We start from the raw sequence: 25,950 nt of genomic DNA, 5'->3' as shown, positions 1-25,950 counted from the left end.
AAGACCAAAGGCAGACAATCTCTGAGATTTCCACCCCAACGGCTTACTACTATGATACTTGATAACTTGTTTGGCAGCGACGACAACGGCAACGAAAACGAGAAAATCACCGAAAACACGCCCGTTTCCAAGAACGAGCGGCTCGAAAACGAGAAGGACTACAAGGAAGAAGAAAGCAACGGCAAAGTAGCCAACGACCCGTCGGCGTTGCGCAATACCGGCGCCCAGGGCTACACCCAGCGCAGCAATCAAAAAGACCAGCTCGAAAACCTGCACATCGGCGGCGACGAAACCCACCCCCAGGGCGGCAACGAGCACCACGACGCCGGTGAGCAAGCCCAAGGCCCTGGTTTTGAGGTCGAAGGCACGTATGAGCTGGACCACAGCGTGCGTTCCGGCGAGCAGAAATTCGGCGATGACAAGAAAACGCCGGGCGAACCATCGCACAGCGAAACCATCTCCGGCTCCTAGCCTTCAGCCCTCCACGATCGACCCCGCGCCCCAAGCGCGGGGTTTTTTGTTGCCCAAAATTTGGGGCAAAATGGAGGATTGGCTGCCCTGCGGCAAAGTCAAGGTTTGAGGAGTGCAACTACTGGCATAATATCTGCCACACAGGTATTTGGAGATGATATCGGCATCGTTATACCTTTATCAACATCTGAAAAGCCGATTGTCAATCTCATCATAGTTAAGTGCAAATGAATGAGTTGGCTCTGATAACCCTTTACATACTCCCTTAATTCAATCCTCCCACCTATGAGCACACCTTCTACCCAGTACGAATCCGAAACGCAGGACACCGACCAGTTGCTGGCCGAAGAGAAGCAGCTTGCTTCCGGCAACACCCGGCTGGCCATTATTGCCGGCGCCATCATGCTGCTGGCGGGCGCCAGCTATGCGTTGGTGCCATCCCAAACGGCTTCCAATGCCGTTTCCAGCATGATGCCTTCCATGGTGCTGGGCGACGCAACAGTTACGGGCACTCGCGAAGTGGCCGCGAAACCCGCTGCTCAGCCAGAAGACGAAAACACGGACGCAGCAAAAACGGCTACTGCGCCACTGGCAGATGCCAAAGACAAGTCCAAGGCAAAAGCAGCCCCAACCGTGGCCGCTGGCAAAGCTGAGGTTCCAGAGAAAGTTACTGATAATCAAGTAAATCGTGTCGAAGAGACCGTGAATGCAGCCCCTGCTCAGCCGGCTCCTGCGGAAACGGTTGCCGAAGCGACACCCGCTAACGTCATGCTTTCCGGCCGCATCCTCGACGAAGAAGGCGAGCCCCTGGCCGGTGCCACCGTCTTTCTGAAAGGCAGCAAGAAAGGCACCAGCACCGATGCCAAAGGCAATTATTCGCTCGAAGCACCTGCCGGCGACAACACCCTCGTCTATGGCTACGCGGGTTACGACGACAAAGAAGCACACGTGCGCAACGGCGCGCCTACTATCATCAGCCTCCAGCCCCGCGAAGACGTAAAACGCCGGCGCCGCAAGTAGAAATTCGAGTTATTATTTTAACAGAAAGCGCCTCTGCGATAGCAGAGGCGCTTTCTGTTATTTTATAGGTAAGCAATTGATTAGTAATTACTTATAGAGATTTATTGCCAAAGCGATTTCGGAAGATGAAGTATACCGGTACGCCCAGGGCAACCAAACCCAGACCGCGTTGGGAGTAAGTGGAAGTGCTGGGGTCGAGGAGTAAGATGAGGCAGAACGCGGAGGCCAACACCACGTACAACAGCGGAATAAAAGGGTAGCCAGCCGCCCGATAGGGGCGCGGGGCGTCGGGGCGGGTGCGGCGCAGCACGAAAATGCCCACGATGGTGATCACGTAAAACAGAATCACCGAGAACATCACGTAATTGAGCAGCTGCCCATACGAGCCCGACAGGCACAACCCGCTGGCCCACAGACACTGGGCCCACAAGGCTACGCCCGGCACGCCGGCTTTGTTGAGGCGCGCCATGCCGGGAAAAAACAGGCCGTCGGCGGCCATGGCGTAGTAAGCGCGGGCACCGCTAAGCAGAATGCTGTTGTTGGCGCTGAACGTGCTGATCATGATGAGCACCGCCATGAAATAAGCCCCCACGCGGCCCAGAATGCTCTCGACGACGGCGGTGGCGACGCGGTCATTGGTGGCGAACATGATGCCACGGCCTGCTACGGTCGTCGCGTTGGGGTCGCCTTGCAGGGGCAGCACCAGCAGGTACACAATGTTGATCAGGATGTAAAGAGCAGTAACAATGGCCGTTCCGATGGCCATGCTCAATACAATCGTGCGCTGCGGATTGACGATTTCGTCGCCCGAAAACCCGATGTTATTCCACGAATCGGAGCTGAACAGCGAGCCCGTCATGGCCAATCCGATGGCCGTGATCAGTGCCCAGCCGCCGAGCGGCAGGGCAGGAGCGCCGGGTATGTAGCGCGTGGCCGTCCAGAGGTCGTGAAAGTTGAGGTCGACGGTTTGCTTGTTGATGCCCAGCGCCAGGCCAAACACAATCAGTCCAAACAACGCTACCAGCTTAGTGCTGCCGAAGATGTTGGCAATGAGCTTGCCGCTGCGCACGCCCCGCGAATTGACAGCGGTAAGTCCCACAATCAACACAATAGCAAGTAGTTGCACCGTGGTGAATTGGAAGCTGCCGATGGTAAATAGCACGTGGGCTTCGCTGAACCACGGAATGAGAACGCCGGTGAACTTGGCAAACGCCACGGCCACGGCCGCAATCACGCCGGTTTGGATGACCAGAAACAGCGTCCAGCCATAGAGAAAGGCCGTCAGCTTGTTGTAAGCCTCGCGCAGATACACGTACTGGCCGCCGACTTTAGGGAACATAGCCGCCAGTTCGCCGTAGCTTACGGCGCCGGCCAGCGTGATAAAGCCCGTCACGAGCCACACCACAATCAGCCAGCCCGCCGAGCCGACTTGCCGCGCGATGTCGGCCGAGACAATAAAAATACCGGAGCCAATCATGCTGCCGGTCACGATCATAATGGCATCAAAGAGCGTAATGGCGCGCTGAAAGTGGCCTTGCTTTTCGGACATAAAGGGGAATAAATTCGGAATGAGGGGCTGAAGATAGAAAAAACGTACTGTCGGGCTGTGCCTTGGCGCGCAACTTTCCCGCGGCTTCTGCCGAATAACTACTTTTGCAGCCCTTGTCTTTTCACCGCCGCTTGATGTCGCAAAAGCTACTGGTGTTTTTAGTGGGTCTGCTGCTGGTTTCGGCTTTGGGCTCCTATGTGTATTACCGCCGTGCCGTGGCCGCCGTTCCTGTCGACCCGTGGTCGCTCGTGCCCGACGATGCCGTGCTGGTGATGGCCACCCGCGACCATCCCACGCTCGTGCGGCACCTGAAGGAAACCCAACTCTGGGACAACCTAACGGCCGTCAACTATTTCCAACAAGTCGAAGACAACCTCGCGTTGGTAGACAGCGTGGCCGGGTCGCGCAACGTGGTGTTGCGGTTTCTGGGCACCAAGAAAGTGTTTACCTCGGTGCACGTGACGGGCCCGGCGAAGTTTGACGTGCTGTTTCAGGTGCCCATTGGCACGGTGCGCGAGTATCGGCAGGTGCGCGGCCTCGTCGATGGCCTGGCCCGCGACGCCCGCTACCAAGTGGCTACCCGCGACTACCGTGGCGAGCAGCTCACCGACGTCCGCGACCGCCGTACGGGCTCCGGCATGACGTTCTTCAACTACCGCAATCACTTGGTAATCAGCGCCAATGCCGAACTGGTAGAAGGCGTTGTGCGTCGGCTCGAACATCCGGAAGCGCCTACCGTGGCCTCAGAATTCCAATCCACTGATTATCTGCGTCTTAAAGATGTGGACGCGGCGTTGCTGATTAATTACCGGCGGCTGCCGCAGTTTTTGGGTGTGTTCTTCCGCTCCGAGTTGGGGCCCGACTTGGCGGCGCTTACCAGCCTGAGCCGCAATAGCCTCATGGAAATGAAGCTGATTGGTAACAGAGTGTTATTCAACGGCTTCGCCAACCCCGAAACGGCCCGCGATGCGCTGCACCAGCAGTTGCGGGGCCAGTCGGCGCAGCGGTTGCGCATGGCAGAGGTGCTGTCGTTGCGCACGGCGCTGCTGGTGCATCTGGGACTTGACAAAACGACGGTTCTGCGCGAATCACGCCAAGCGGCGCCCGCCGCCGACACGCTAGGCGCAACCAGCGTCCCGCTCATCGATAGCTTAGCTGTTTCGCTGTCGCAGGAAGCGGCACTGTGCTATTTGTCGTCGGTGTCGGCGCGGCAGAAACCGGCCAAACTTGCTTTGGTGTATTGCGAAACTCCGGCGCGCGTAGCTGCCTTGCTTGGGCAGCTGCGGCGGGCAGTGGGTGCCAGTCCTTCGTTTGAGCGCGTGGGCCCGTACCAGATTCACCAAACCGGCGTACCCGAGTTGCCTGCGCGGCTGCTCGGGCCGCTGTTTTCCAACTTTGGCACGGCCTCGGTAGCGCAAGTGGGTAATTATCTGGCGTTTGCCGAGGACCCGGCGGCCCTGCGCCTCTGGCTCACCGACGTAACGGCCGGGGAGGTCTGGACGCGCTCACCAACGCAAGTAGCGTTCCTGCAAGACACCCAACCCTTGGCTCGCCTCAGCGTGTTCATGGACACGCGCAATTGCTGGAACGTGCTGCTGCGTGCTTTGGTGGAAGATCGGCGGGCCGGCTTGTTGCGCAACGAAACGCTGTTCAAACGCTTTCCCCAGATCGCATTTCAGTTCGTGCCGGCCGCCAACGAATCCGAGCCGGATGCGCAGTATTTTACGCAGTTTGTGTTTCGCCATCCGGCCTCCGGACCCGCCGTTGCGCGGCCCCAGACCCAGACCGAAACCGGTACTTTGCTCGCCTTCAAAACGCCCTTGAGCAGCGCTCCCACGCTGGTGCCCGTTTCGGGAGCGCGTACGCCGGGTGTGCTGGTGCAGGACCAAGGGCAGGTGCTGCACTACATCACGCCCGACAATGTAGTGGCGTGGTCCGACTCGTTGGCGGGCGCGGTGGTCGGCAGAATTAAGCGCCTGTCGCTGCCGGGAGGAAACACGGGTACTTTGTTTGCTACTCCTAACCGTTTGCACCTGCTCGGCGACCAAGGTCAGGAACTGGCAGGATTTCCTTTGAATGTGCCTGACACGGTGCAGGTTACCGCGCTGGCAGTTTCGCCTTCCGATGGCCGCAGCGCCCCGCGACTACTGGTGAGCGGCCGGAGCAGCAACCTTTTTCTCTTCGACACCAACGGCAACACATACGCCGGTTGGCAACCTAAGCAGCTGGATTTTGGCCTGGCCGCTCCGCCTCAACTGCTGGTCGTGGGGGGGCGCGCTGTGATCGTGGCCCTGCTCGAAAACGGCTATATCTACGCTTTTGATCAACAGGGCGGGGTGTATCCGGGGTTTCCCATCAGCGTTGGCGCGCGGCTGCACTCGGGCGCCTTTGTGGAAATCGGCCCGACGCTGCGGCGCACGCGTCTGACGGTCGTCAGCCAACACGGTGAGCGTGTGAGCTTTAACCTCAGCGGCGACGTGGTCAGCCGCAGCCGGGTAGCCACCTGGAGCCGTAATTCGGTCTTTCGGGTAGTGCCCGATCAGCAAGGCAAAAGCTATACGGTGTTGCGCGAGCAGGGCGGCCTGACGGATTGTTTTGAGCCTTCGGGACAGGCCATTCTCTCCAAAACCTTCGTGACTTCCGCTCTGAAATCGGCGCAGTATTTCAACTTCGGTAACGGCCACCGCGTATTTGCCCTCACCGAAACCGGCCCGCACAAAGTGTATCTGTTCGACGCCAAAGGCCGCCTCGTAGCCAACCAAAGCTTCGACAACAGCGCACCCGAAGTTGGGCTCGAATTTGATGCCGCTGCCAACACGTACCAGCTGTATCGTGTAGTCGGCAACGAGCTTCGGAGGACTGCTTTGAAATTGAATTGATCATTAAAGCCAATACATATAACTATTTGATTATCAAATAGTTATATGTATTGGCTTTTGAGTCGTTTAGACGGTTGATTCTTCACGATCAGTTATTGGTCAGCCAGCCTTTTCGATAAAAATACACCAGCTGCACAATGACAATGAGCAGTAGCACACCAATCAAAATTGGGTAGCCCAGCGGGTGATAAAGCTCCGGCATGTTGAGGTAATTGATGCCGCCGTGGGGGTTTTCCCGCTGAAAATTCATACCGTACAGCCCGACTACAAAGCTCAGCGGAATGAAGATGCTGCTGATGATGGTCAGTACTTTCATCACCTCGTTCATGCGGTTACTTTGGTTGGACATGAACAGGTCCACGAGGCTGGTGACCGATTCGCGGTAGCTTTCGGCCAAGTCCATGGCTTGGATGGCGTGGTCGTAACAGTCTTTGTAAAAGACCTTTATATCGTCGGGCACGATGTCGTCGGGCAGGCGCAGAATCTCGGCAATTTTGTCGCGCTCGGGGTACACGAGGCGCCGAAAGCGCACGATGTCTTTCTTGATGTGCAGGATGCGACTGAGCATGCGGCGGTCGGTGCGGCCGTGGAAAATGCGGTCTTCCAAGGCCTCCACATAATCGCCGATGGCGGCCATGGTGGGGTAGTAATGGTCGAGAACCACGTCGGTGAGCGCGTAAGCCAAATACAGCGACGAATACCGCAAAATGTGGCTCATGCCCGACCGGATGCGGTTCCGAACCGGCTCAAGGCAGTCGTCGTAATCGTCCTGAAACGTGAGCACGTAGTTGGGTCCGGTGAAGATGGAGAGCTGGTCGTCGTCGATTTCCCACTGCGAAGTAAAATCCGTCATGCGCGACACCATAAACAGGCGGTTCTTGTCGAATACCTCCACCTTGGCCCGTTGGTAGTCGCCCAGCACATCTTCCATTTGCAGCGGGTGCAGGCCAAAATCGGTCATGATCTGCTCCATCAGGGGCAGGTCGTTGTAGCCGCGCACGTCAATCCAATGGCGCCGTTCGGGGTTCTCGCGCACAAACGCAAGCAGCGCGTCGTAGTCGAAATACTCACGCTCCTGAAAGAAATCTTCGTCGTAAGAAATCAGAAAAAGGCGCGGATTGAGCGAGCCGGGATGGATTTGCAGGGTGCCCGGCCGCTGGCCCACGCTCTGCATGTGCGCCTGCCGAGTGGCATCCCGATCGGAAACCCGGATGCGGCCTTCCGCAGAACCGTTGGTGGCATCGGCATCGGGGAGGGGTATGGAAACCGCAGGATCGGAGGTCGAAGAAGTCATAGGAGCAAGCTAAGCAGCCAAAAAGGAAGGGGAGCTGAACAGGAAGTGACAAACGCGTGCTGAAGCTGCGCACGGGCCTTTCCAAAACTGGCTTTTTATTTTGAAGAAAGCATGAAGTCGGGTGGAGCCCATCCCAAACGGGCCAGCGGGCCGTAGGTTTCGGCGTGCAAATACACCAGCCCTTTGCCAGTGACCAGCCGAAGCTTCGGGCAACGAATAGGGCAGACTCGGCGGCGCATTTCCCGTACTTTCGTGGCTTCGAAATCACTTGTTGCCCGTGAGTTCAGCTCCTGTTTTATTCCACTGGTTTTCCCTGGCCGCGGCTGACAGTCGTTATGGCGTGCGGCTGCACGTCGGGCCGACCGTGCCCGCGCCATTGTGGCCCTTCGCTTTCGAGCCCTTCCTGTTTTTAAGGCCCGAACATCTGAATTTACAACCGTTTGAGGGTGAGATATTTACGTTTTATCTGGAAGATAGCAAAACCCAGCAAACCGTAGCCCAGTGGCATGAGTTCGTGGTTGCCGGGGCGGAGGTAGCGCACAGTCCGTGGCAGGCACCTTTCGGATCGGTGCAACTGGCTGCAGGTTTGGATAAAGCAACGTTGCGGGCTTTTGTAGAAGCAGCGCGCACCGAGCTGGCGCAGCGTGGCATCCGACAAATTCGCCTCAAGAGTTACCCTTTTGCCTACGACCCGGCCGCCAGCGCCCTGCTTACCGATGTGCTTGTGCATCAAGACTTTCGTGTGACGCTGGCCGAACTCAACAACCAGTTGCCGCTGGCGCGGGATTTTCGGGCGCATCTGGTTACGGCGCAGGAGCTGCGCCTGAAGCGATGCCACCGCGCGGGGTTCGTGTTTGAGCAAGAATCGCCGCTGCTCCTAACGCCGGCACACGCTTTTATCAGCGCCTGCCGCCGCGAAAAGGGCCACAGCGAGCCCCTATCGCTGGAACGCTTGCAAGAGCTTTTTGCCAAATTCCCGCGCGACCATTTCCTGTTTTCCATCCGCGACGCTGCGGGCGAATGGGCCGCTTTGGCCATAGTGGTGCAGATTAGTAGCAAGGTGCTGTACAGCTTTTACCTGGCTAGTCCCTTGTCTTACAACCTGTTCAGTCCGGTGGTAATGTTGCTGGAAGGCATCCACGGCTTCGGCCGGGCCAACGGCCATCGCCTCCTCGACATCGGCACTTCAACGCTGCCTACAGGCCTGAACGCGTCGCTGCTGGCTTTTAAGCGCCACATCGGCGGAGTGCCCGGTCTGAAGCTTACCTTCGAAATTTAGCCCGGCATTGCCACGGGCAGTTGCTTGCGCAGCGCGTACTTTTAACCCCGATGTTGCCCGTACCTCCGCCTGTTGTGACTAAGCCCGAACCGCGCGCTACCGTGCTGGGCCGCTTTCTGCGGGGCTCGCTCGGCTCCGGGGTAGCTGTACTCGCACGGGCAGCCGGTGCCCTGACAGTCAATAAGTTACTGGCTGTGTACGGTGGCCCCGGTGGCCTGACGCTGCTGGCGCATTTTCAAAACCTGATGGCCCTGTTTACCACGCTGCCCAACGACGGCGTGCACGTTGGCTTGGTCAAATACCTAGCGCCATTGCCTACGGGCTCCCGGGGCTACCGGCGGTGGTTGCAGGCTGGTATAGTGCTGAACATCAGTATCTTGTTTTTGGGTTGCCTGCTGTTGGTGCTGGTGCCAACGCCGCTGGTGGGTGTGTTTCACCCGTCGGCAGGTTGGGTAGTTTTGTTTGCAGTCGGCATTGCCTTGCTCACGGCATACGGGCTGCTGGTATCGGTGCTGCTAGCCGCCGGAAAGCTGCGCGTGTACGTAGGGTTGACGGTGGCACTCAGCGGGTTAGGGGCCGGAGCAGTGGCATTGCTGCTAGCCTTGCACGTGCCGCGCCTCGAATGGGTGCTGTTGGCATATCTGCTGGCGCAAGGCCTGACGTTGGTGCCCGCCCTGCGTGCGTGTCGGCGCCTGGGGCTTTTGCGCGGGGTTGAGCGGGGGCGGGTGAGCCGGCCCGCCTTGCTGTTGCTGGGCAAATTCCTGCTGATGGCCCTGAGCGTGCTGCTGTTCGGCAAAGCCGTAGATTTTGCGTTGCGGGAAGTGCTGATCCGGCGTTTCACCCTGGGCCAGACCGACTTATGGCAGGCCGTGGCCAAGCTTTCCGACAACTACACGATGGTGTTCTCAGCGATCATGAGCAGCGTGTACTACCCGCGGCTGGCCGCCCTGACAAACCATCCCGCCGCTCTGCGCTCCTACGTGCGGACGGTGCTGCTTCTGCTGGCGCCGGTGCTGGCCGGCGGGTTGGGCGCGATTTATCTGTTGCGCGACTGGCTGTTGCCTCTGCTGTTTGAGCAGCATTTTGCCGCCGCGCGCGGGCTCCTTGCTCCCCAATTGATCGGCGACTGGGCCAAATTTCTAACCTGGGTTTTGCTGTTTTTGCTTACGGCCCATGCCCAGGTTGGGCGTTACATTGCTGCCCAGGTGATCTCGGCAATTTTATATGCCGGACTGTTGGCTGTGTTGCTGCCACACTACCAACTGTTGGGGGCGCCGCTGGCGCATGCCGCCCGCTTTGGCATCTTGCTCGTAGGCTACGGTATCTACTTTCAACGGTACTGGAAGCATGCGTAACAGAGTATGTTGAGGTTAAATTTATAGATTGTCTTCGATAGTATAAATGTCTGATAGTCAAAACAATATATTTCCATTGGTGAGTATTGTTGCTTTGTGCTACAACCATGCTCGTTTCCTGCCGGAAGCCCTCGATTCTATTCTGGCCCAGTCTTATCCAAACATCGAAGTGCTGCTTGTCGATGCGGCCAGCACCGATGGAAGCGTCTCGATTTTACGGCAATACGCCGCACAGAATCCTACGTGGAAGACTGTTTTTTTACCGCATAATGTGGGCAATTGCGCCGGCTTTAATCAGGGATTTCGGCAGTCGAGCGGAGCGTTCCTTATCGACTTTGCCACCGACGACGTGCTGTTGCCCGACCGCGTGGCGCAGCAGGTAGCCGCGTTTCAAACCCACGGCGATAACTGCGGCGTCATCTATTCCGATGCCGAACTGATCGACGAAGAGTCGCGGCACGTGCGCTACCATTTTCGGCGCGACGGCCGCGGCCATTTGCACCCCGAGCCGGCCTCCGGCGATGTATTTGCGGCAGTGTTGCGCCGATATTTTATCAGTTCCCCCACTATGCTTATCCGGCGGCAGGTTTTGGAGCGCCTAGGGGGCTACGATGAGGCGCTGGCCTACGAAGACTTTGACTTTTGGGTACGCGCCGCCCGCGATTACGAGTTTCAGTACCTCGACGTCGTTACAACCAAAAAGCGGTTGCACCCGCAGGCCATGTCACGCAAAGGCTACCGCCCGCACGATCCGTACCTGGCTTCTACCATTCGGGTTTGCCAAAAAGCGCAGGCCCTGTGCCGGACGCCCGCCGATCGAGCTGCCCTAGCTGTGCGCCTGCGCTGGGAGCATCGCCAAGCCGTACGGTGGCGGAATTATCAGGGCGCCAACGAGTTATATAAAATGCTGAAAACCGAGCAGGCGCTACAACCGCTCGATTGGGCATTACATCTCTGGAGTAAAATGAACTATCGATAAGTGATTGATTGTCAATCACTTATCGATAAAGACTTCGTACAGCGTCACTTTACCCGTTTCGGCCACCGGCCGGCGCTGCGGAAACCAGCGCAACACCGAATCGGCGGAGTAGCGGATGAGCTTACGCGTGAGCTCGTCGTTGGTGAGGGTGCTGCGGTTGAGCAGCAGCCACGCCCGCTGCCCCGGCGCCAGTCGCACCGAATCGCGGGCCCAGTAGCGCCGAAAGGAGAGGCCCTGCGGCACCTGAAAGCTGTAGTAGAAATCGTAATTGCTTATCAGGTAGTCATCTACAAACACCACGCCTTGGGCCGGCGCTTGTAAGTGTTGCCGGAAAATCTGGTTCTGGGCAAAGTGCGACGACACACTGGGCTTGCCCATGAAATAGAGGGGCCGAATGGCAAGGAATCCGGCCAGTGCCAGCAAGGTCAGCGTTGCGAAGGCTGAAGTGCCCGGCCGCAGCCGCCTCGACACGCCGCTCAGTTGGTTGCCAAGAGCCGCGGCCAAGAAATATAAGCCCAAACCCGCATACACCACCGAAACGCTGTTGTGCAGCCACGCGGCGCAGGCCAGCAGCGCCGCGCCCAGCAGCCAGCCCCCGCGCCCCGTCCGAACAAAATTGCGGAGCCCAAAGCCGGCAGCCAGGCACAAAGGCGGCAGCACGGGCGTGGTCATGCGCGGGAGCAGCGTAATCGGGTTATATTGGCTCAGTGACGTGCTGCCCAACCAAAAAAACGCCAACGTACTGAACCCCAGTGCCATCCAGAAACTGGCATCGGAGTCGGGGCTGGGTTCCCGATTGAAAACTACTGCTACCGCCAGCACCAACGCCGCTCCCAAACCAATGCCCACGAAGAAAAGCACAGGCAAATACGTCACCCGCGCCAGCAACTTGTCCTGATGGCCCTGCAAAAAATTGCCCTCTTTCAGATACGCGTTGGTATGCTCAATAAGATGAACACGGTAGAAAGCGTCATTTGTAAATATTTGATAATAAGATAGATACAGAATAATCAACAGAATGCCCGTGCCCAGCGCGGCGACCCAAAATTGCCGATGTTGCCGCTTCCAGAGGTCAAAAACCAGCAGGCCCAGGTAAAAAGGCAGGTAGTAGACGATGGTCTCTTTGCTGAGAAAAGCGGCGAAGTTGAGCAACGCAAATCCAACTCCCCAAAACCGCGGCGCCTGCGTTGGGCGGCGACCGGTGAGTAGGGCGGCGGCGCTACACAAACACCAGAACATCAGAATGTTGTCGGGGTAGAGGTAGCGCGTGAGATCGAGGGTGAAGTAGTGCAAGTTGAGCAGTAGCATGGCTGCTGCCGCCACTACAGGCTCGCGCCGGCGGTAAAGCGCCCAGATAACTACCGCGCAGCCCAGGGTGCAGACCAACGGCCAGAGCGTGGTGGTAACGATGTCAGTACCAAAGAGTTGGTAAAGCAATGCCACCGGCGCAAAGATGAGCGGCCGTTCCTTCAGCGGATCGTGCAGCAGGCCCAGCGGGTCGGGCCGGACGTGAAAAGTACCCGAAGCCAGTTGGTGCGCGTAGCCAGCGTAGAGATAATCGTCGAGGTCGTAAAGGCCTTCGTGCGCCAGAAAAAAGAAGGCTACGGTCAGGGCCACGACCAACAGCAAGGCCAGATCGGGGAGGCGCCGGAAAACGGAAGAATGCACGCCGCAAGTTGGCGAAGAATCCAGAATAGGCAGCTGGAAGCAAGCGGCGATGGTCCTTTCGGCCTTCTGCGCTGCAAGTCGTTTTGCTACCTTGCAGGCAAAAATGAGTTCATGAGTATCCGGTTCAACCAGCGAAGTGAAGACGATGCGGCGGTGCACCAGCTGGAATTTTTGCTGCACCTGCTACTGGGCACAAATGTGAACCATAAAGCCGCTGCTAGTTGCGCAGCCCTAGAAAGGCTATTTTGGCAGGTCTTCAACTGATGCTAGCAAGTACCAACGCAGCGACTGGCTCGCGGGCGCTTTTGTGGAAGCTAGGGCGGGTCGTTGCCTTGCCGGCCTTGCTAATCTTGCTGAGCGGATGGGCACTGGGCTGTTTTTACGAAACCAACGACGACGCAGTCATTACACTGTTGCTGCGGGGCAACATGGCCGTTGCACCCGTTACCAATCTGCACCTGTATTTTCACGGTGTAGCCTGGGTTTTGACAACACTATATGAAGCTTTTCCGGCGTGGCCTTGGTATGGCTTTGCGCTTTATGGGCTTCTTTACCTGTCTACGGTACTCGCCTTTGCTGTGCTCGATCGGTTGCTGCGACCTCTTTTTTCGGCTCCAACGATTACGGTTTTGCTGGTGCTGTTTTTCTACGTGGCTTGGGTCGAGCACGGCATGTGGTTCAATTACGTGCGGGTGCCGATGCTGCTGGGTGGCGCAGGCTTGCTATATGCTACCCAACGCCTTGGCCAAGCGGGCACGCTGATGATGGGCTTGCTGGCTTTCGGCCTCGCGTGGCTGATTCGGCCCAGTGCGGCCATGGTGGCCCTCATAGCTGCTGCGCCGGGAATCTTCTGGTTAGGTGGCCGCCGGGCAAGCGTTTTGGTGCTGGCAGCCAGCACGTTAGCTGTAGTTGGGGGAGGAACTCTCACGCTTACCCGCTCCACCGCGGCGAGTAACTACCGCACGTTGGACGTGCTAAAGTCCAACCTCAACGACTACCATCTCTACCGCCCAACGCCTGTTACCGCTCCGGACAGCCTCGCGATGCAAGCCGTAGAACAATGGATGCTGAGCGATTCGGCGGTGGTAAATCCTGACTTATTTAAGCGAGCCAGCCGCTTTGAAGCAGGGTATTTTTTGCGACACCAATTCTGGTTGAAAGCCACGGAAACAGTGCAGCAATTGCTACGTGATTATTTCCAGTTGCTCCTGCTGCAAGTTTTGATCTGCTGGCAAGTATTTGATAGTCAAAGATATACACATGAGAGGCGTTTTTGGGTGGTGCAGGTCATGATGATTGGCTTACTGCTGGCCTTGGGCATCGTACTGAAATTACCGCCGCGGCTGGCCTTGCCACTCCTCGATTTGTGGGTGCTGGGTAACTTGGCTTACCTGCTCGATGCGCGTCATCCGCGGCCGCGCTTGGCGCCGCTAAGCGCCGGGCTGCTGGCACTTGTTGTGCTGGCTTACGGGTACAAGACTTGGCACCGAAAAGCAGTTCTGAGCCAAGAAGCGTTGCGCGGGCAGCACATACTGGCGCGTTTTGCGGCGGGACTTACAGGCCACGAAGCCGCCGTGGTGGTAGCCGGACTGGAAGAGGCATTTAAAAGCCAGTCGCCGTTTCGTGAGTTCAGCGTAAGCGCGCCCAAACTGGTACTGCTCACCGGCTGGCCCACGCTCGATCCATCGCAGCCTGCCTTACGCCAGCAACTCACCGGCACGCGCGATTTCCCCACGGCCATGCGCGCTTTGGCGCAGCGCTCCGATGTAAAATGGTTTCTTGCGCCGGATGCAGCCGCTTTGCTCAGCAGGTTTTGTGTTTTAAAATGCTCCGGCAACCCACCGCAAGTGAGGTGGCTGCCGCTGCAATCGGGCCTTGGTCCGGCACCCGTTTTTTATGCGCCGCATGTAGAAACCGTGAAATAATCTCAAATAGCCAAAATTTTATAGGTGACCGAGGGGAGTTGTTTTTCGTATGTGAGTGTAGTGAATGTATACCTTTGGCATTCCCTATACTCTTGTATTTTTCCCGCCCTGCCATGATTGCAACCGTAACCTCCCGCGGCGAGGTACTGCAGCATCTCGAATCTTTCCTGAAAGAAAACATGGGGACCTTCCTCAAGAAGGTAGAAGATAGCTGGCAGCCCTCCGACTTTCTCCCCGACTCGCGTCTGGATTCGTTTTTTGATGAAGTACGCGCCCTTCGCGAACATGCGAAAGAACTCAGCTACGACCTGCTGGCCGTGCTGGTAGGCGATACCATTACCGAAGAAGCCCTGCCCAATTACGAGGCGTGGTTTCATCAGCTCGACGACCTCAACCGCGACCCCAACAACGGCTGGGCGCAGTGGATTCGGGGCTGGACGGCCGAAGAAAACCGCCACGGCGACTTGCTCAACCGTTACCTGTACTTGTCGGGCCGCGTAAATATGCGCGAGTTCGAAACCAGCACGCAGTACCTCATCAACGACGGTTTCGACCTGGGCACGGCCCACGATCCGTACCGGGCGTTTGTGTATACGAGCTACCAGGAAGCGGCCACCAACATTTCGCACCGCCGCGTAGGTACGCTGGCCCGCAAAGCCGGCGACGACCGCCTCTCGAAGCTCTGCGGCATGATCGCCGGCGACGAGTCGCGCCATGCTCGTGTGTATCAGACGTTTGTCACCAAAATCTTCGAAGTAGATCCTTCGGAAATGATGCTGGCGTTCGAAGACATGATGCGCAAAAAAATCGTGATGCCGGCGCACTACATGCGTGAACTCGGCATTGAGATGGGCAAAACCTTCGGCCACTTCACCGATGCTGCCCAACGTCTCGGCGTGTACACCAGCCAGGACTATACCGACATTCTGGAAGGCCTGATTAACACCTGGAACCTGGAGCACATGACCGGCCTAAACGGTGCCGCCGACAAAGCCCGCGATTACATCATGGCGCTGCCCGGCCGCTTGCGCCGTGTTTCGGAGCGTATGCCCGTACCCAAGCTGGAATACAAGTTCAAGTGGATCGATTAGTGTAACCAATTGATAAACAAATAGTTGCAAAAGGCCTCTGCTGGAAACAGCAGAGGCCTTTTGCTTTACGCTGGTTGTCCATCGTTATTAAGTGAGTAGTGGCAACTCATGCAGGCTCTCGGCGTGGGCCGCTTCCCAACCAATGAGCGCCGCTTTGCGGGTGCTGCCCCAGCGGTATTGCCCCAACTCGCCCGTCTGCCGGATTACGCGGTGACAGGGGATTAGGTAGCCTATTGGATTGCTGCCGATGGCGGTGCCCACGGCCCGCACGGCTCGGCTGTATTGAGCCTGCTCGGCCACCCGCGCGTACGTAGCCAATCGGCCCTCCGGAATGCGCAGCAACGATTCCCAGACCTTGAGCTGAAACGGCGTGCCCTTCAGGTGCAGATGCAGCCGGTCGGTGGGGCCAAACTCATGCCGAAAAAACCGGGCTACGGCAGTATGGGCTTCGGCCACAGCCTGTTCTAGCGTGGCAAAGGGCCATTCGGTCCGCAACTCGGTGAGGGCTGCTTCGGGCTCTTCGCAAAAGGTAAGCTTGCAGATTCCTTTCGCGGTAGAAGCGACCAAGTAGTGGCCAAACGGGCTTTCGCCAAAGCTGTATTGAATGTGCAACTCGGCGCCGCCCTGGCGGTATTCGCCGGGCGTCATGCCTTCCAGCGTGATAAACAGATCGTGTAGGCGGCTTGGGCTCGACAGGCCGGTTTCGTAGGTCGCCCCGGCTACCGATTGCTGGTCTTGCAAAAGCGTTTTGGCGTGTTGGATGCTTACGTACTGCAAAAATTTCTTGGGGCTGACCCCGGCCCACTGTTGAAACTTGCGCTGAAAGTGAAAAGGGCTCCAGTTCGCTTGTTGGGCCATGGCCTCCAGATCGGGCTGCTCCTGAAACCGCTCGCGGATGTAGGCAATGGCCGCTGCTATTCGTTGATAATCCGTCATCGTGCTTGGGCTTTAAGAACTCCCAAATGTACCCTTCGGCAACGCCTTACAACACCCGAAACTTGCGCACCTTGCGCAGATCTGCAATTAGCAGGGGGGGCAACATATTTTACCACATGATTATGTATTGGTATAATGAATTTTAATATGTAAATTATTCTATATAAAAAGCGAGTTGACACGTGTTTCCCGCACAGCTGGTCTGTGCGAGCGGGTAGCAATGCATTGCTACTAAGGGATGGTGAACAGTTTCCGTAATTAACGTTATGCACTGGTCAAGTATATAACTGCTTGACTAACAATGTTATAAGTTGCTGTCTTTTCGTGATGGAGATTGCGTAAGGCGCATGCGCCTTCAGTATCTGCGCTTATTGGCTGGTCCGGTATGCATGCCGCACGACCTCGGGGACTCCGCGCTTCCCCGATGATGGCCAGTAAGTGTGCGACGCCGTGCGGGGCAAGTTGAGTCTGCTCACTGTTTTTGGTTCCTGGGTTGCCGGAGGACAGCTTCCGCGTGCCAGGCTTTTACTATTGACGCCGCTCGTACCCCTGTTTCAACACCAGATCACTGAAACCCACGTTATGAAACTGAATCCTACGTTGCCGTTGGGAGGCCTCCTCACGGGTATACTGCTGTTTACGTCTACATCCTGCAATAAATTCGAACAGCCCACCTGCCGTCCGGGCAACAACAAAGTCACGGTATTTGCTACGGGCCTCAACAACCCCCGCGGGCTGAAATTTGGCCCCGATGGCTACCTCTACGTGGCCGAAGGCGGCACCGGTGGAACCAACTCCACGGTCGGCCAGTGTACGCAAGTTGTACCGCCGGTTGGCCCGTACAAGGGTAGCGAAACGAGCGGGCGCATCTCCAAAATCAGTAAGTCGGGCGTGCGCACGACCATCACCGATAAGCTGCCTTCTACCCAAAACACTGAGTTGGTCGGCGGCGATATCAGTGGGGTAGGCGACGTTGCCTTTATTGGCAATACCCTGTATGCCCTGATTACCGGGGCCGGATGCTCACATGGCGTTACCTCCATGCCCAACGGTCTGCGGAAAATCAATGCCGACGGCTCTTCGACGCAGGTGGCCGACCTGAGTGCGTACACTATGGCCAACCCGGTCAAGAACCCGGAAGAGGATGACTTTGAGCCCGACGGCGACTGGTACAGCATGATCAACCTGCGGGGCGATTTCTACGCCATTGAGGCCAACCACGGCGAATTGGTAAGGATCACGCCCGACGGGAAAGTGTCGCGCGTCATTGACATATCAGCCAGCCAGGGCCACATCGTACCTACTTCCGTAACGTACTGGGATGGCAACTTTTATGTCGGCAACCTCAACCCGTTCCCGATTGTCGATGGTGGTTCCAGCATCTACAAAATCTCGCCCAGCGGCGACATTCAGAAGTGGGCCACTGGGTTTTCCACTATTCTGGGCGTGGTGTTCGACAGCGAAGGCGACCTGTATGTGCTAGAAACCGCAGTAGGCACGCCGTTCCCGGCGCCCGGCAAAGGCCAGATTGTGCGCCTGAACGCTTCCGGGAGCCGCGAAACCATTGCCACCGGCCTTTCCATGCCTACCGGTATTACCTTAGGGCCTGATGGTCAGCTGTATGTGTCGAACGTCGGGTTTGGCCCCTTAGCCGTCGGCGGTGGCCAGATTTTGCAGATTGATGTAAGGGCCTGCACCAACAACGGCTCGCCTTATACCAGCATGCACCCTTAGCCAAGCCGCAGGCGCACGCTTTACGCGCAAGCCCCCAGAAAAGGCCACCCCGCAAAGTGGGGTGGCCTTTTCTGGGGGCTTGTTTGCTATAAAAGCTTGATTAACTAACTAATTGATAATTAGTTAGTTACCTGTACGCCTTTCCAGAAGGCTACGCGGTCTTTGATTTGCTTGGCGGCGTCTTTAGGCTCGGGGTAATACCACGCAGCATCTTTGTTCAGCTCCCCGTTGACGCGCACGGAATAGTAGCTGGCCCGGCCTTTCCAGGGGCAGGTGGTGTGGGCAATGCTGTCCTCGAAATACTCTTTTTTGATAGAATCGGCGGGGAAGTAGTGGTTGTTTTCGACCACGACGGTATCGTCGCTTTCGGCCAAAATGGTGTTGTTCCAGATAGCTTTCATGGCAATAGAGGAAGGAGGGTTTAGCAGCAAAAGCCGCAACGGCGGTGCTTTGTTTTCACTGACGCTCAGTTACCTTACAAACCAACGGCCGCCGCACTGAACATTGCGGCCGGGCGCGTTGTTCTTTTAGCTCAATTACCTGACTTATGGCTGCTGGCTTCCGTTTCCGAGACTACGTTCCCGACGAGTCGCCCGAAAAGGGCTTCGACTCGCTTTTCAAGATATTTATGCAATTGGTCACCATCACGTCCGGCGACGTGGGGGAGGCGCTGTCGTGGCTGTCGGAACTGGACAAGCAATATGGCCTCACCGACGACCAATACGGCATCGGTGACTTCATCGAAGACCTCAAAAAGAAAGGTTACATCGACGACGATCCGCAGAAAGCCGGTGCGTTTAAGATTACGCCCAAAAGCGAGCAAAACATTCGCAAAAGCGCGCTGGAAGAGATCTTTGGCCGCCTGAAAAAGAGCAACACCGGCAACCACCGCACGCCGCACACCGGCCAGGGCGACGAGATGAGCACCGACATGCGCGAATTCCGTTTTGGCGACTCGCTGGATCAGATTTCGATGACCGAATCCATCCGCAATGCCCAGCTCAACCACGGCTTGCAGGACGAATTCATGCTGGCGGAAGGTGACCTGGAAGTGCGAGAAAACGAGCATAAGTCGCAGACCAGCACGGTGTTGATGATCGACATTTCGCACTCGATGATCCTGTACGGCGAAGACCGCATCACCCCGGCCAAGAAGGTGGCGATGGCCCTAGCCGAGCTGGTGAAGCAGAAGTACCCCAAAGATTTCCTCGACGTAATCGTGTTCGGCAACGACGCTTGGGAGATCAAGGTGAAGGATTTGCCCTACCTCGAAGTTGGGCCGTACCACACCAACACGGTGGCCGGGCTGGAGCTGGCAATGGACTTGCTACGCAAGCGCAAAACCGCCAACAAGCAGATCTTCATGATCACCGATGGCAAGCCAACTTGCTTGAAAGAAGGCAATAGCTACTACAAAAACAGCTTCGGCCTGGATCGCAAAGTGGTTAACAAAACGCTGAACCTAGCCGCCGCCGCTCGCCGCCTCAAAATCCCGATTACCACCTTCATGATCGCTTCCGATCCTTATTTGCAGCAGTTCGTGGAGGAATTTACCGAAATCAACCAAGGCAAAGCCTATTACAGCGGCTTGAAAGGCTTGGGACACTTGGTGTTTGAAGACTATAAAAAGAACCGGCGTAAAACATTGTAAATCAGGATTTTATAAAACAAAAAGGGGAGCCGAACTTGGCTTCCCTTTTTGTTTTAGCCCCAGCAGCAAGCCGCTGTTACTTTGCAGCTATAGCGCCATCTTCAGCGGTGGCGTTGCGTAGTTTGGGGATGGTTTGGAGGTAGGCGAACATCGCCTTTACTTCTTCGTCGCTCAGCACCGAAAACTTGGGCATGGGCAGGCGCAACGGGCCGTGCGGCGACTGCCCAAACTTCACGGCCTTCACAAACTGCTCTTCCGACCAATCACCGATGCCGGTTTCGGGTTCGGCAGTGAGGTTGCGCGAGAAGATGGTCTCGCCATTAGGCGTGATAAACTTGTTGCCGCCGGCCATAAAGCCTTCCGACCTTTCGGGCTCTAGGATGTTGTTGGTCTGAAAGTCCTTGGAGTGGCAATCGTAGCACAGATAGCGCCCCGTTACTAAGTAATGGCCAAAAGCAACTTTGTCGTCGGGGTTGGGCTGGACGATGGCGTGCGCCGGCATGGGTGTCGGTTTCATCACTGTGTTCACGAGCACTTTGCCCAGAAAGGACGGCTCTTGGGCATGCGAAGCCACGGCTTTGGGCTGTACCCATTCGTGGTTGGAGCGCAGAAAGACCACCAAGCTGTTGATGTCTTCGTCGGACATGTGCACGAACTGGGGCATTACGATGCGGAAACGGCCGTCGCGCCCGATGCCGGTCCGAAACAGCGTGATCAGCTCGGCGTCCGTCCACTTGCCGATGCCGTGCTCGGGGTCTTGGGTGATATTAGCCGAATACAGCTTGCCAAATTCGGGCGGCAGGTCACTGATATAGCGGCCGGAAAAGGAATTGGCTTTCCGATCGAGATGGCAGTCAGCGCACATCGACATAGCGATTTTCTCGCCGTTGGCGAGCAAGGCCGGCGTGGATACCACGCTGCGGATGGCCACTTTAGGCACCTCATACGTTGGGATGCCGCGCACGCTCACAAACGCGGCCGCTCCGGCCGCTACTACAAGTACAACAACGATTATGGCGAGAAGTATTCGTAGGGCTTTTTTCATAATGTATTGTTTTGTTTAGGTAAGGCGCTGACTATCAAGGATATTTTTGCAATTATAATATCAAAAATTCTCTATATCTGTCACATAATGATGTGAGCGCTTTTGCTTGCGTTTTGATTAAATAACCGTAATAATCCTTTTGGCCTGAACCTCAGGTGGGGCTCGGCGGTTAAACCATGGGGACCAATTCTCCACTCTCATTTGCACATGACCCACGACCATATCCGCACCCTTGGCCAACTCCGCGCCAGTGGGTATCAGCCGCGTTCCGTCAAGCAGGAACTGCGCGACAATCTTATCGCCAAACTCCGCAACAAGGAGGAAGTATTTCCGGGCATTTATGGCTATGAAGAAACCGTAATTCCGGATTTGCAGCGTGCCATCCTGAGCATGCACCACATCAACCTGCTGGGGCTGCGCGGGCAGGCCAAAACGCGCATTGCCCGCCTCATGGTGGACTTGCTCGACGAGTACATTCCGGTGGTAGAAGGCTCGGAGCTGAACGACGATCCGTTGCAGCCGCTCTCGATCTACGCCAAAAACCTCATTGCCGAAAAAGGCGACGACACGCCCGTGTCGTGGATGCACCGCTCGGATCGCTACACCGAAAAACTGGCAACGCCCGACGTTTCGGTAGCTGACCTGATTGGGGATGCTGACCCCATCAAAGCGGCAACGCTCAAACTGCCGTATTCCGATGAGCGCGTGATTCACTTCGGTCTGATTCCGCGCTCGCACCGAGGCATTTTTGTGATCAACGAATTGCCCGACTTGCAGGCTCGCATCCAGGTGTCGCTGTTCAATATTTTGCAGGAAGGCGACATCCAGATTCGCGGTTTTAAAGTGCGCTTGCCGCTGGACATTCAGTTTGTGTTCACGGCCAACCCCGAAGACTACACCAACCGTGGCTCGATTGTAACGCCGCTCAAGGATCGTATTGATTCTCAGATCATTACGCACTACCCGAAATCCATCGAGATCGGTAAGCGCATCACCAAGCAGGAAGCTCGCATCAAAGAAGAGCAGAAGGGCATGGTGACCAGCAACGAAATCATCCATGACCTCGTGGAGCAGGTAGCCGTGGAGGCTCGCGGCAGTGAGTTTGTCGATGCCAAAAGCGGTGTGTCGGCGCGTCTGACCATTTCGGCCTACGAAAGCCTGATCAGTGCCGCTGAGCGCCGGGCGCTCATCAACGGCGAGAAGAAAACCTACGTACGAATCGCCGACTTCATTGCCGCCGTGCCTGCGCTTACCGGCAAGGTGGAATTGGTGTACGAAGGCGAGCAGGAGGGCGCCGGCATTGTGGCCGAGAAGCTGATGGGCAAAGCCATTCGTACGCTGTTTCTCAATTACTTTCCCGACCCCGACAAGCAGAAAAAGGTGAAGACCAAACCCAATCCGTACAAGGAAGTGCAGGATTGGTTTGGCGCCGGCAACACCGTCGACGTGCTCAACGATTCGTCGGACAAAGACTACCAAAAAGCGCTCGACCAAGTACCGGGCCTGCGCAACATCGTGACGTTCCTGCACCCGAATGAGGACAAGGAAACGACGTATTTCCTGATGGAATTCTGCCTGCACGGCCTAGCCGAGCACAGCCTGATTTCGCGCAACCGCGTTACGGCCGGGGCGCAGTTCAAGGACCTGCTCTCGTCGATGTTCACCATGCCTAGCTTCGGCGGCGACGAGGACGACGACGAGGACGAGAAACCCCGCCGTCGCCGGTAGTTCTTTGATTTAGCTCATAAATTTAGCTCATAAAAAAGCCGCCATCTCAGTTCTGAGATGGCGGCTTTTTTATGAGCGGTTTTGCGAGCTACTCGCTGGTGTATTTACGGCTTAGTCTGAGAGATATATGTAAATATCTGATAATAAATTATTTGTGATTACAGCCGCACGACCATTCCAGCTTGCCATTGCTTGTCTGGAATGTGATATCGACCTGGGCCACTCGCTCACCGGGGCTGAACTTAGCGGTGGTTGGGCTTCCTTTCGTGAAATAGCCACTCAGGAAAGTCAGTCCGCCGGTAGCTGCGTTGTAGCTGTATTTTCCGGCTTGCCCCATGTATTGGTATTGGCCGTTGGCGCCGAGCGTGAGCGCACCTTTAGGGTCGGATTTCATGCGGCGCTCGCTTACGTCCCAATGGCCCGCGTCGCAGGCATAGACGCCTAATAGGAGTGGACCACCAACCGCGCGGCCCGTGGGGGCTGGTGCTGCGGGCGTTGGGCGTACGGCTGGTGCAGGGGCCGCCGGAGGAGCTGGGTTTACTGCAACGGGGCTTGCCGGCGCAGCGGGTGCCGAAGCTGCAACGGCCGCATCCAATTGCGCGAGGTAGCCGTTGGCTTCGTCGCGGTAAGCAGGATTTAGCTCCACAGCTTTTGCCAATTCTGTACGCGCTTTCTCTGCTTTGCCTAGTTGCACGTAGCATTGGCCCAAGCGAAGATGCCCCTCCGCAACTGCTGGCCATTGCAGCACTACAGTTTCGTAGCGCCACGAAGCATACGTGTAGTTTTTATTGGCCAAATATTCGTTGCCATAGCGCAGCTCGGATTCCATTGAACCCGGAGCTTGAGCCTGGCTAGCTGTCGAACAGAGGACCAGCGCCACAAGCAGTAAAAAAGTGTAGAGTTTGAGCATACGCAGTTGGGGTGTGGGGAAGAAGAGTACCGCCAAATGTAAAAAAAAGAGGGCCAGCGAAATCGCCAGCCCTCTTTTTATGTGCAAGCAACCGATGCCTGCAAGTCAATCGTCAATCTTACGATTCGGTGACCGTGATTTTCTGGATCTCGTCGTTGGCTTTGATCTGGTCGATCACGTCCAGGCCTTCCACAACTTTCCCAAACACGGTATGGTTGCGGTCGAGATGGGCCGTGTTCTGACGATCGTGCACAATGAAGAACTGCGAACCACCCGTGTTGCGGCCGGCGTGCGCCATCGACAGGACGCCGCGCTCGTGGTACTGGTTGTCGCCGGTAAGTTCGCAGTCAATTTTGTAGCCAGGGCCGCCGGTGCCGGGCACGCCCTTCGCGCCATCGCGGGAATTCGGGCAACCGCCCTGAATCACGAAATTCGGGATCACGCGGTGAAACTTAAGGCCGTCGTAGAAGCCTTTTTTGGCGAGGTCGGTGAAATTTTTGACCGTGTTGGGAGCGTCTTTTTCAAAAAACTCCACTTTCATTACACCCTTGCTGGTGTGGATTTCGGCAGTTTTCATGCGGGTAGGAATTGATAAATCGGGAAAGTTATCCCGAAGCTGGAAAGCGGCTTCGGATGCGGCAAAGGTAGCCATTTCGGCGCGGAGCAAACATCCGAAGCGTTACTGGGTTTCGTAGGTCAGTAAACAGCCGGCATCTGCGTGCTGTTTTCGGGTTCGCTTTTAATATTTGCGTTCCTAACCCAACTTTTTTCTTTTTCTATGACCAACGTGTTCAAAAGTACTTCCTTCTCCTTGCTGACTGCTGGCCTCTTTGCACTTGGCCTGGCCAGCTGCGGCGACAACACCAGCACCGAAAAATCGGCGGCTACAACGGCCGCCGACCTAGCCGTAGCCGACTCAGCAGCCATGCCCACCGACTCGGCCCGCATGGGCAAATCCGACGGCGTGATGGTGGATGGAGTGGCCATGACGCCCGACAAAACCATCATCCAGAATGCGGTGCAGGCCTCAAGCGTGAGCACGCTCGTGAAGGCCGTGCAGGCTGCTGGCCTCGATGGCACACTTAGCGGCGCGGGTCCTTTTACGGTGTTCGCACCCACCAACGCCGCCTTCGATAAGCTGCCCAAAGGCGCAATGGCCGGCCTGCTGAAGCCCGAAAGCAAGGACAAGCTCAAAGGCGTGCTGACTTACCACGTAATTGCCGGCCGCCTGCTCGCCGCTGACTTGCGCGACGGGCAGCAACTTACTACCGTCAACGGCGAGAAAATCAAAGTTTCCGTGAAAGGTGGCAAGGTCATGATTAGCAACGGCAAAGATGCGCCAGTGACCGTCACGACGCCGGATGTAATATCAAGCAACGGAGTCACGCACATCGTCGATGGCGTGCTGTTGCCTCCGCCCGCTTCCGAGTAAGATTTCCCAAATGGTGAAAAAAGCCCGGCTGTTTCGGCCGGGCTTTTTTGTGTATGGGTTAAATTATAAATAATTGACTATCAATTATTTATAATTATCAACGCCGGCGTCATCCGATACGCGTTGGGCAAAGCTGGCCCAATCGATGTTTTCGTCGTTGCGGGCCATCGTAGCCGAAAGCCGGTCGAAGATGATGTTGGCGAAAGGTAGTGGCACCACACGTTCGCGGCCTTCGTTGAGCATGAGTTTCAGGTCTTTGCGAATGATGGAAGGCGGCGCGCCTACGGGTTGGTAGTGCTCTTCGGCAATGAGCTTGCCGTAGCCTTTGTACACGGGCGAGTTAAACAGCGTGCTCGTGAAGAATTCGTACATCTGCTGCCGCGGAATGCCACTTTTCTGCCCCAGCGTGAAAGCCTCCGCCATTGCCTCGATGGCCGCGCCCAACATAAAATTGCCGCAAAGCTTCACGACGTTGGCCGCGCCCGGATCGTCGCCAAAATCCTGCGTGCCTTGTCCCAATGCAGCCAGAATGGGCTTTATGCGTTCCCGTGCTTCGGCAGGGCCTGCCACTGCCAACCAAAGCTTAGCTGCCGCCGCTGCGTCGGGCTTGCCAAACACCGGTACCGCGACGAGGTACGAGCCGTGAGTTGCGTGTTGGGCGGCCAGTTGGCGGTTGGTTTCGGGCGCTACCGTGCTACAGGAAGCGTGTATGGCATTGACCGGCAAGTCGCTCAGAATTCCAGCCGGACCGGTGGTGAGTTCGGTTAGGGCATGGTCGTCGGTAACCATTGAAAAGACAAATTCTGCCTCGCGTACCGCTTCGGCCGGCGAAGTTGCCACGCGTGCGCCTTGCTGCTTTAGCGCGTCGGCCTTTTCGGGTGTGCGGTTGTATACGGTGAGCGCATGGCCCGCTTTGAGCAGGTTGGTGGCCATGGCTTCGCCCATGCGGCCTAAGCCGAGGAATGCGATTTTTGACATTTGAAAGAAGAAATAGTAGAAGGTAG

General features: G+C 56.7%; 21 protein-coding genes. 12 read left to right on the top strand and 9 right to left on the bottom strand.

Translation table 11 applies throughout. The features are described from left to right. Positions 1-51 precede the first annotated feature (51 nt). Positions 52-471, top strand: coding sequence for a hypothetical protein (locus H9I52_RS11210; protein WP_139517498.1), 420 nt, complete (start codon positions 52-54; stop codon positions 469-471). Between the two features lie 285 nt (positions 472-756). Then, positions 757-1,491 (top strand): carboxypeptidase-like regulatory domain-containing protein, encoded by a 735-nt coding sequence (locus H9I52_RS11205; RefSeq protein ID WP_187453906.1) that lies wholly within the window; start codon positions 757-759, stop codon positions 1,489-1,491. 91 nt (positions 1,492-1,582) lie between these two features. On the opposite strand, the gene H9I52_RS11200 is transcribed toward H9I52_RS11205, so the two are convergent. Next, on the bottom strand, positions 1,583-3,040 hold the full coding sequence (locus tag H9I52_RS11200; RefSeq protein WP_187453905.1) for an APC family permease: 1,458 nt from the start codon (positions 3,038-3,040) through the stop codon (positions 1,583-1,585). Between the two features lie 134 nt (positions 3,041-3,174). Between H9I52_RS11200 and H9I52_RS11195 the strand changes: the two genes are divergently transcribed. Continuing rightward, on the top strand, positions 3,175-5,919 hold the full coding sequence (locus H9I52_RS11195; protein WP_187453904.1) for a hypothetical protein: 2,745 nt from the start codon (positions 3,175-3,177) through the stop codon (positions 5,917-5,919). An 88-nt stretch (positions 5,920-6,007) separates the two neighbouring features. Here the strand turns inward: H9I52_RS11195 and corA are convergent, their stop codons facing one another. Further along, a complete protein-coding gene (corA, locus tag H9I52_RS11190; protein WP_187453903.1) occupies positions 6,008-7,213 on the bottom strand; it encodes a magnesium/cobalt transporter CorA in 1,206 nt (401 codons plus the stop codon). A 277-nt stretch (positions 7,214-7,490) separates the two neighbouring features. Here corA and H9I52_RS11185 point away from each other — a divergent pair, with 277 nt between their 5' ends. The 3 genes from H9I52_RS11185 (at position 7,491) to H9I52_RS11175 (ending at position 10,826) form a co-directional block, all read left to right on the top strand. After that, entirely contained in the window at positions 7,491-8,492 is a 1,002-nt protein-coding gene (locus tag H9I52_RS11185) for a hypothetical protein (protein ID WP_187453902.1), read from the top strand. A gap of 74 nt (positions 8,493-8,566) precedes the next feature. Next, positions 8,567-9,847 carry a hypothetical protein gene (locus H9I52_RS11180; protein WP_187453901.1) on the top strand — a complete coding sequence of 427 codons (1,281 nt, stop codon included), beginning with the start codon at positions 8,567-8,569 and terminating at the stop codon, positions 9,845-9,847. 79 nt (positions 9,848-9,926) lie between these two features. After that, a complete protein-coding gene (locus H9I52_RS11175; RefSeq protein ID WP_187453900.1) occupies positions 9,927-10,826 on the top strand; it encodes a glycosyltransferase in 900 nt (299 codons plus the stop codon). 15 nt (positions 10,827-10,841) lie between these two features. Here the strand turns inward: H9I52_RS11175 and H9I52_RS11170 are convergent, their stop codons facing one another. Continuing rightward, positions 10,842-12,494, bottom strand: a complete 1,653-nt coding sequence (locus H9I52_RS11170) for an ArnT family glycosyltransferase (protein WP_187453899.1) — start codon at positions 12,492-12,494, stop codon at positions 10,842-10,844. 263 nt (positions 12,495-12,757) lie between these two features. On the opposite strand from H9I52_RS11170, the gene H9I52_RS11165 reads away from it, so the two are divergent. Then, the gene (locus H9I52_RS11165) at positions 12,758-14,419 is read left to right on the top strand and encodes a hypothetical protein (protein WP_187453898.1); all 1,662 of its coding nucleotides are present in this window, start codon (positions 12,758-12,760) and stop codon (positions 14,417-14,419) included. Positions 14,420-14,532: 113 nt separating this feature from the next. Then, positions 14,533-15,510: an acyl-ACP desaturase gene (locus tag H9I52_RS11160; protein ID WP_139517488.1), complete on the top strand. Its 978-nt coding sequence runs from the start codon at positions 14,533-14,535 to the stop codon at positions 15,508-15,510. 87 nt (positions 15,511-15,597) lie between these two features. Here the strand turns inward: H9I52_RS11160 and H9I52_RS11155 are convergent, their stop codons facing one another. Beyond that, the gene (locus H9I52_RS11155) at positions 15,598-16,446 is read right to left on the bottom strand and encodes a bifunctional transcriptional activator/DNA repair enzyme AdaA (RefSeq protein WP_139517487.1); all 849 of its coding nucleotides are present in this window, start codon (positions 16,444-16,446) and stop codon (positions 15,598-15,600) included. A gap of 582 nt (positions 16,447-17,028) precedes the next feature. Between H9I52_RS11155 and H9I52_RS11150 the strand changes: the two genes are divergently transcribed. Then, complete coding sequence (locus H9I52_RS11150; RefSeq protein ID WP_187453897.1) at positions 17,029-18,180, top strand: ScyD/ScyE family protein; 1,152 nt, start codon at positions 17,029-17,031, stop codon at positions 18,178-18,180. A 119-nt stretch (positions 18,181-18,299) separates the two neighbouring features. Here H9I52_RS11150 and H9I52_RS11145 read toward each other — a convergent pair whose 3' ends face one another. Then, positions 18,300-18,581 carry a DUF427 domain-containing protein gene (locus H9I52_RS11145; RefSeq protein WP_139517485.1) on the bottom strand — a complete coding sequence of 94 codons (282 nt, stop codon included), beginning with the start codon at positions 18,579-18,581 and terminating at the stop codon, positions 18,300-18,302. Positions 18,582-18,727: 146 nt separating this feature from the next. On the opposite strand from H9I52_RS11145, the gene H9I52_RS11140 reads away from it, so the two are divergent. After that, positions 18,728-19,831 (top strand): vWA domain-containing protein, encoded by a 1,104-nt coding sequence (locus H9I52_RS11140; protein ID WP_187453896.1) that lies wholly within the window; start codon positions 18,728-18,730, stop codon positions 19,829-19,831. Positions 19,832-19,907: 76 nt separating this feature from the next. Here H9I52_RS11140 and H9I52_RS11135 read toward each other — a convergent pair whose 3' ends face one another. After that, on the bottom strand, positions 19,908-20,876 hold the full coding sequence (locus H9I52_RS11135; RefSeq protein ID WP_187453895.1) for a c-type cytochrome: 969 nt from the start codon (positions 20,874-20,876) through the stop codon (positions 19,908-19,910). Between the two features lie 207 nt (positions 20,877-21,083). Between H9I52_RS11135 and H9I52_RS11130 the strand changes: the two genes are divergently transcribed. After that, positions 21,084-22,604: a sigma 54-interacting transcriptional regulator gene (locus H9I52_RS11130; RefSeq protein WP_187453894.1), complete on the top strand. Its 1,521-nt coding sequence runs from the start codon at positions 21,084-21,086 to the stop codon at positions 22,602-22,604. Between the two features lie 148 nt (positions 22,605-22,752). Here H9I52_RS11130 and H9I52_RS11125 read toward each other — a convergent pair whose 3' ends face one another. Continuing rightward, positions 22,753-23,433, bottom strand: a complete 681-nt coding sequence (locus tag H9I52_RS11125) for a tetratricopeptide repeat protein (protein WP_187453893.1) — start codon at positions 23,431-23,433, stop codon at positions 22,753-22,755. A gap of 199 nt (positions 23,434-23,632) precedes the next feature. After that, positions 23,633-24,091 (bottom strand): peptidylprolyl isomerase, encoded by a 459-nt coding sequence (locus tag H9I52_RS11120; protein WP_139517481.1) that lies wholly within the window; start codon positions 24,089-24,091, stop codon positions 23,633-23,635. Between the two features lie 201 nt (positions 24,092-24,292). Between H9I52_RS11120 and H9I52_RS11115 the strand changes: the two genes are divergently transcribed. After that, entirely contained in the window at positions 24,293-24,946 is a 654-nt protein-coding gene (locus tag H9I52_RS11115) for a fasciclin domain-containing protein (protein WP_187453892.1), read from the top strand. A gap of 84 nt (positions 24,947-25,030) precedes the next feature. Here H9I52_RS11115 and H9I52_RS11110 read toward each other — a convergent pair whose 3' ends face one another. Then, positions 25,031-25,924 carry an NAD(P)-dependent oxidoreductase gene (locus H9I52_RS11110; protein ID WP_187453891.1) on the bottom strand — a complete coding sequence of 298 codons (894 nt, stop codon included), beginning with the start codon at positions 25,922-25,924 and terminating at the stop codon, positions 25,031-25,033. Between the last annotated feature and the right edge of the window lie 26 nt (positions 25,925-25,950).

It is taken from the genome of Hymenobacter sp. BT491 (assembly GCF_014349165.1).
GTDB lineage: Bacteria > Bacteroidota > Bacteroidia > Cytophagales > Hymenobacteraceae > Hymenobacter > Hymenobacter jejuensis.
Note: the sequence above shows the minus strand (reverse complement) of the source record. Positions and strands in the feature narration are given on the sequence as shown.

What these genes read in the sequence shown, in the direction of transcription:
- H9I52_RS11210 (WP_139517498.1), top strand. Translation starts at nt 52, where the DNA reads ATGATACTTGATAACTTGTTTGGCAGCGACGACAACGGCAACGAAAAC.
- H9I52_RS11205 (WP_187453906.1), top strand. Translation starts at nt 757, where the DNA reads ATGAGCACACCTTCTACCCAGTACGAATCCGAAACGCAGGACACCGAC.
- H9I52_RS11200 (WP_187453905.1), bottom strand. Translation starts at nt 3,040, where the DNA reads ATGTCCGAAAAGCAAGGCCACTTTCAGCGCGCCATTACGCTCTTTGAT.
- H9I52_RS11195 (WP_187453904.1), top strand. Translation starts at nt 3,175, where the DNA reads ATGTCGCAAAAGCTACTGGTGTTTTTAGTGGGTCTGCTGCTGGTTTCG.
- corA (WP_187453903.1), bottom strand. Translation starts at nt 7,213, where the DNA reads ATGACTTCTTCGACCTCCGATCCTGCGGTTTCCATACCCCTCCCCGAT.
- H9I52_RS11165 (WP_187453898.1), top strand. Translation starts at nt 12,758, where the DNA reads ATGCTAGCAAGTACCAACGCAGCGACTGGCTCGCGGGCGCTTTTGTGG.
- H9I52_RS11160 (WP_139517488.1), top strand. Translation starts at nt 14,533, where the DNA reads ATGATTGCAACCGTAACCTCCCGCGGCGAGGTACTGCAGCATCTCGAA.
- H9I52_RS11155 (WP_139517487.1), bottom strand. Translation starts at nt 16,446, where the DNA reads ATGACGGATTATCAACGAATAGCAGCGGCCATTGCCTACATCCGCGAG.
- H9I52_RS11150 (WP_187453897.1), top strand. Translation starts at nt 17,029, where the DNA reads ATGAAACTGAATCCTACGTTGCCGTTGGGAGGCCTCCTCACGGGTATA.
- H9I52_RS11145 (WP_139517485.1), bottom strand. Translation starts at nt 18,581, where the DNA reads ATGAAAGCTATCTGGAACAACACCATTTTGGCCGAAAGCGACGATACC.
- H9I52_RS11140 (WP_187453896.1), top strand. Translation starts at nt 18,728, where the DNA reads ATGGCTGCTGGCTTCCGTTTCCGAGACTACGTTCCCGACGAGTCGCCC.
- H9I52_RS11135 (WP_187453895.1), bottom strand. Translation starts at nt 20,876, where the DNA reads ATGAAAAAAGCCCTACGAATACTTCTCGCCATAATCGTTGTTGTACTT.
- H9I52_RS11130 (WP_187453894.1), top strand. Translation starts at nt 21,084, where the DNA reads ATGACCCACGACCATATCCGCACCCTTGGCCAACTCCGCGCCAGTGGG.
- H9I52_RS11125 (WP_187453893.1), bottom strand. Translation starts at nt 23,433, where the DNA reads ATGGAATCCGAGCTGCGCTATGGCAACGAATATTTGGCCAATAAAAAC.
- H9I52_RS11120 (WP_139517481.1), bottom strand. Translation starts at nt 24,091, where the DNA reads ATGAAAACTGCCGAAATCCACACCAGCAAGGGTGTAATGAAAGTGGAG.
- H9I52_RS11115 (WP_187453892.1), top strand. Translation starts at nt 24,293, where the DNA reads ATGACCAACGTGTTCAAAAGTACTTCCTTCTCCTTGCTGACTGCTGGC.
- H9I52_RS11110 (WP_187453891.1), bottom strand. Translation starts at nt 25,924, where the DNA reads ATGTCAAAAATCGCATTCCTCGGCTTAGGCCGCATGGGCGAAGCCATG.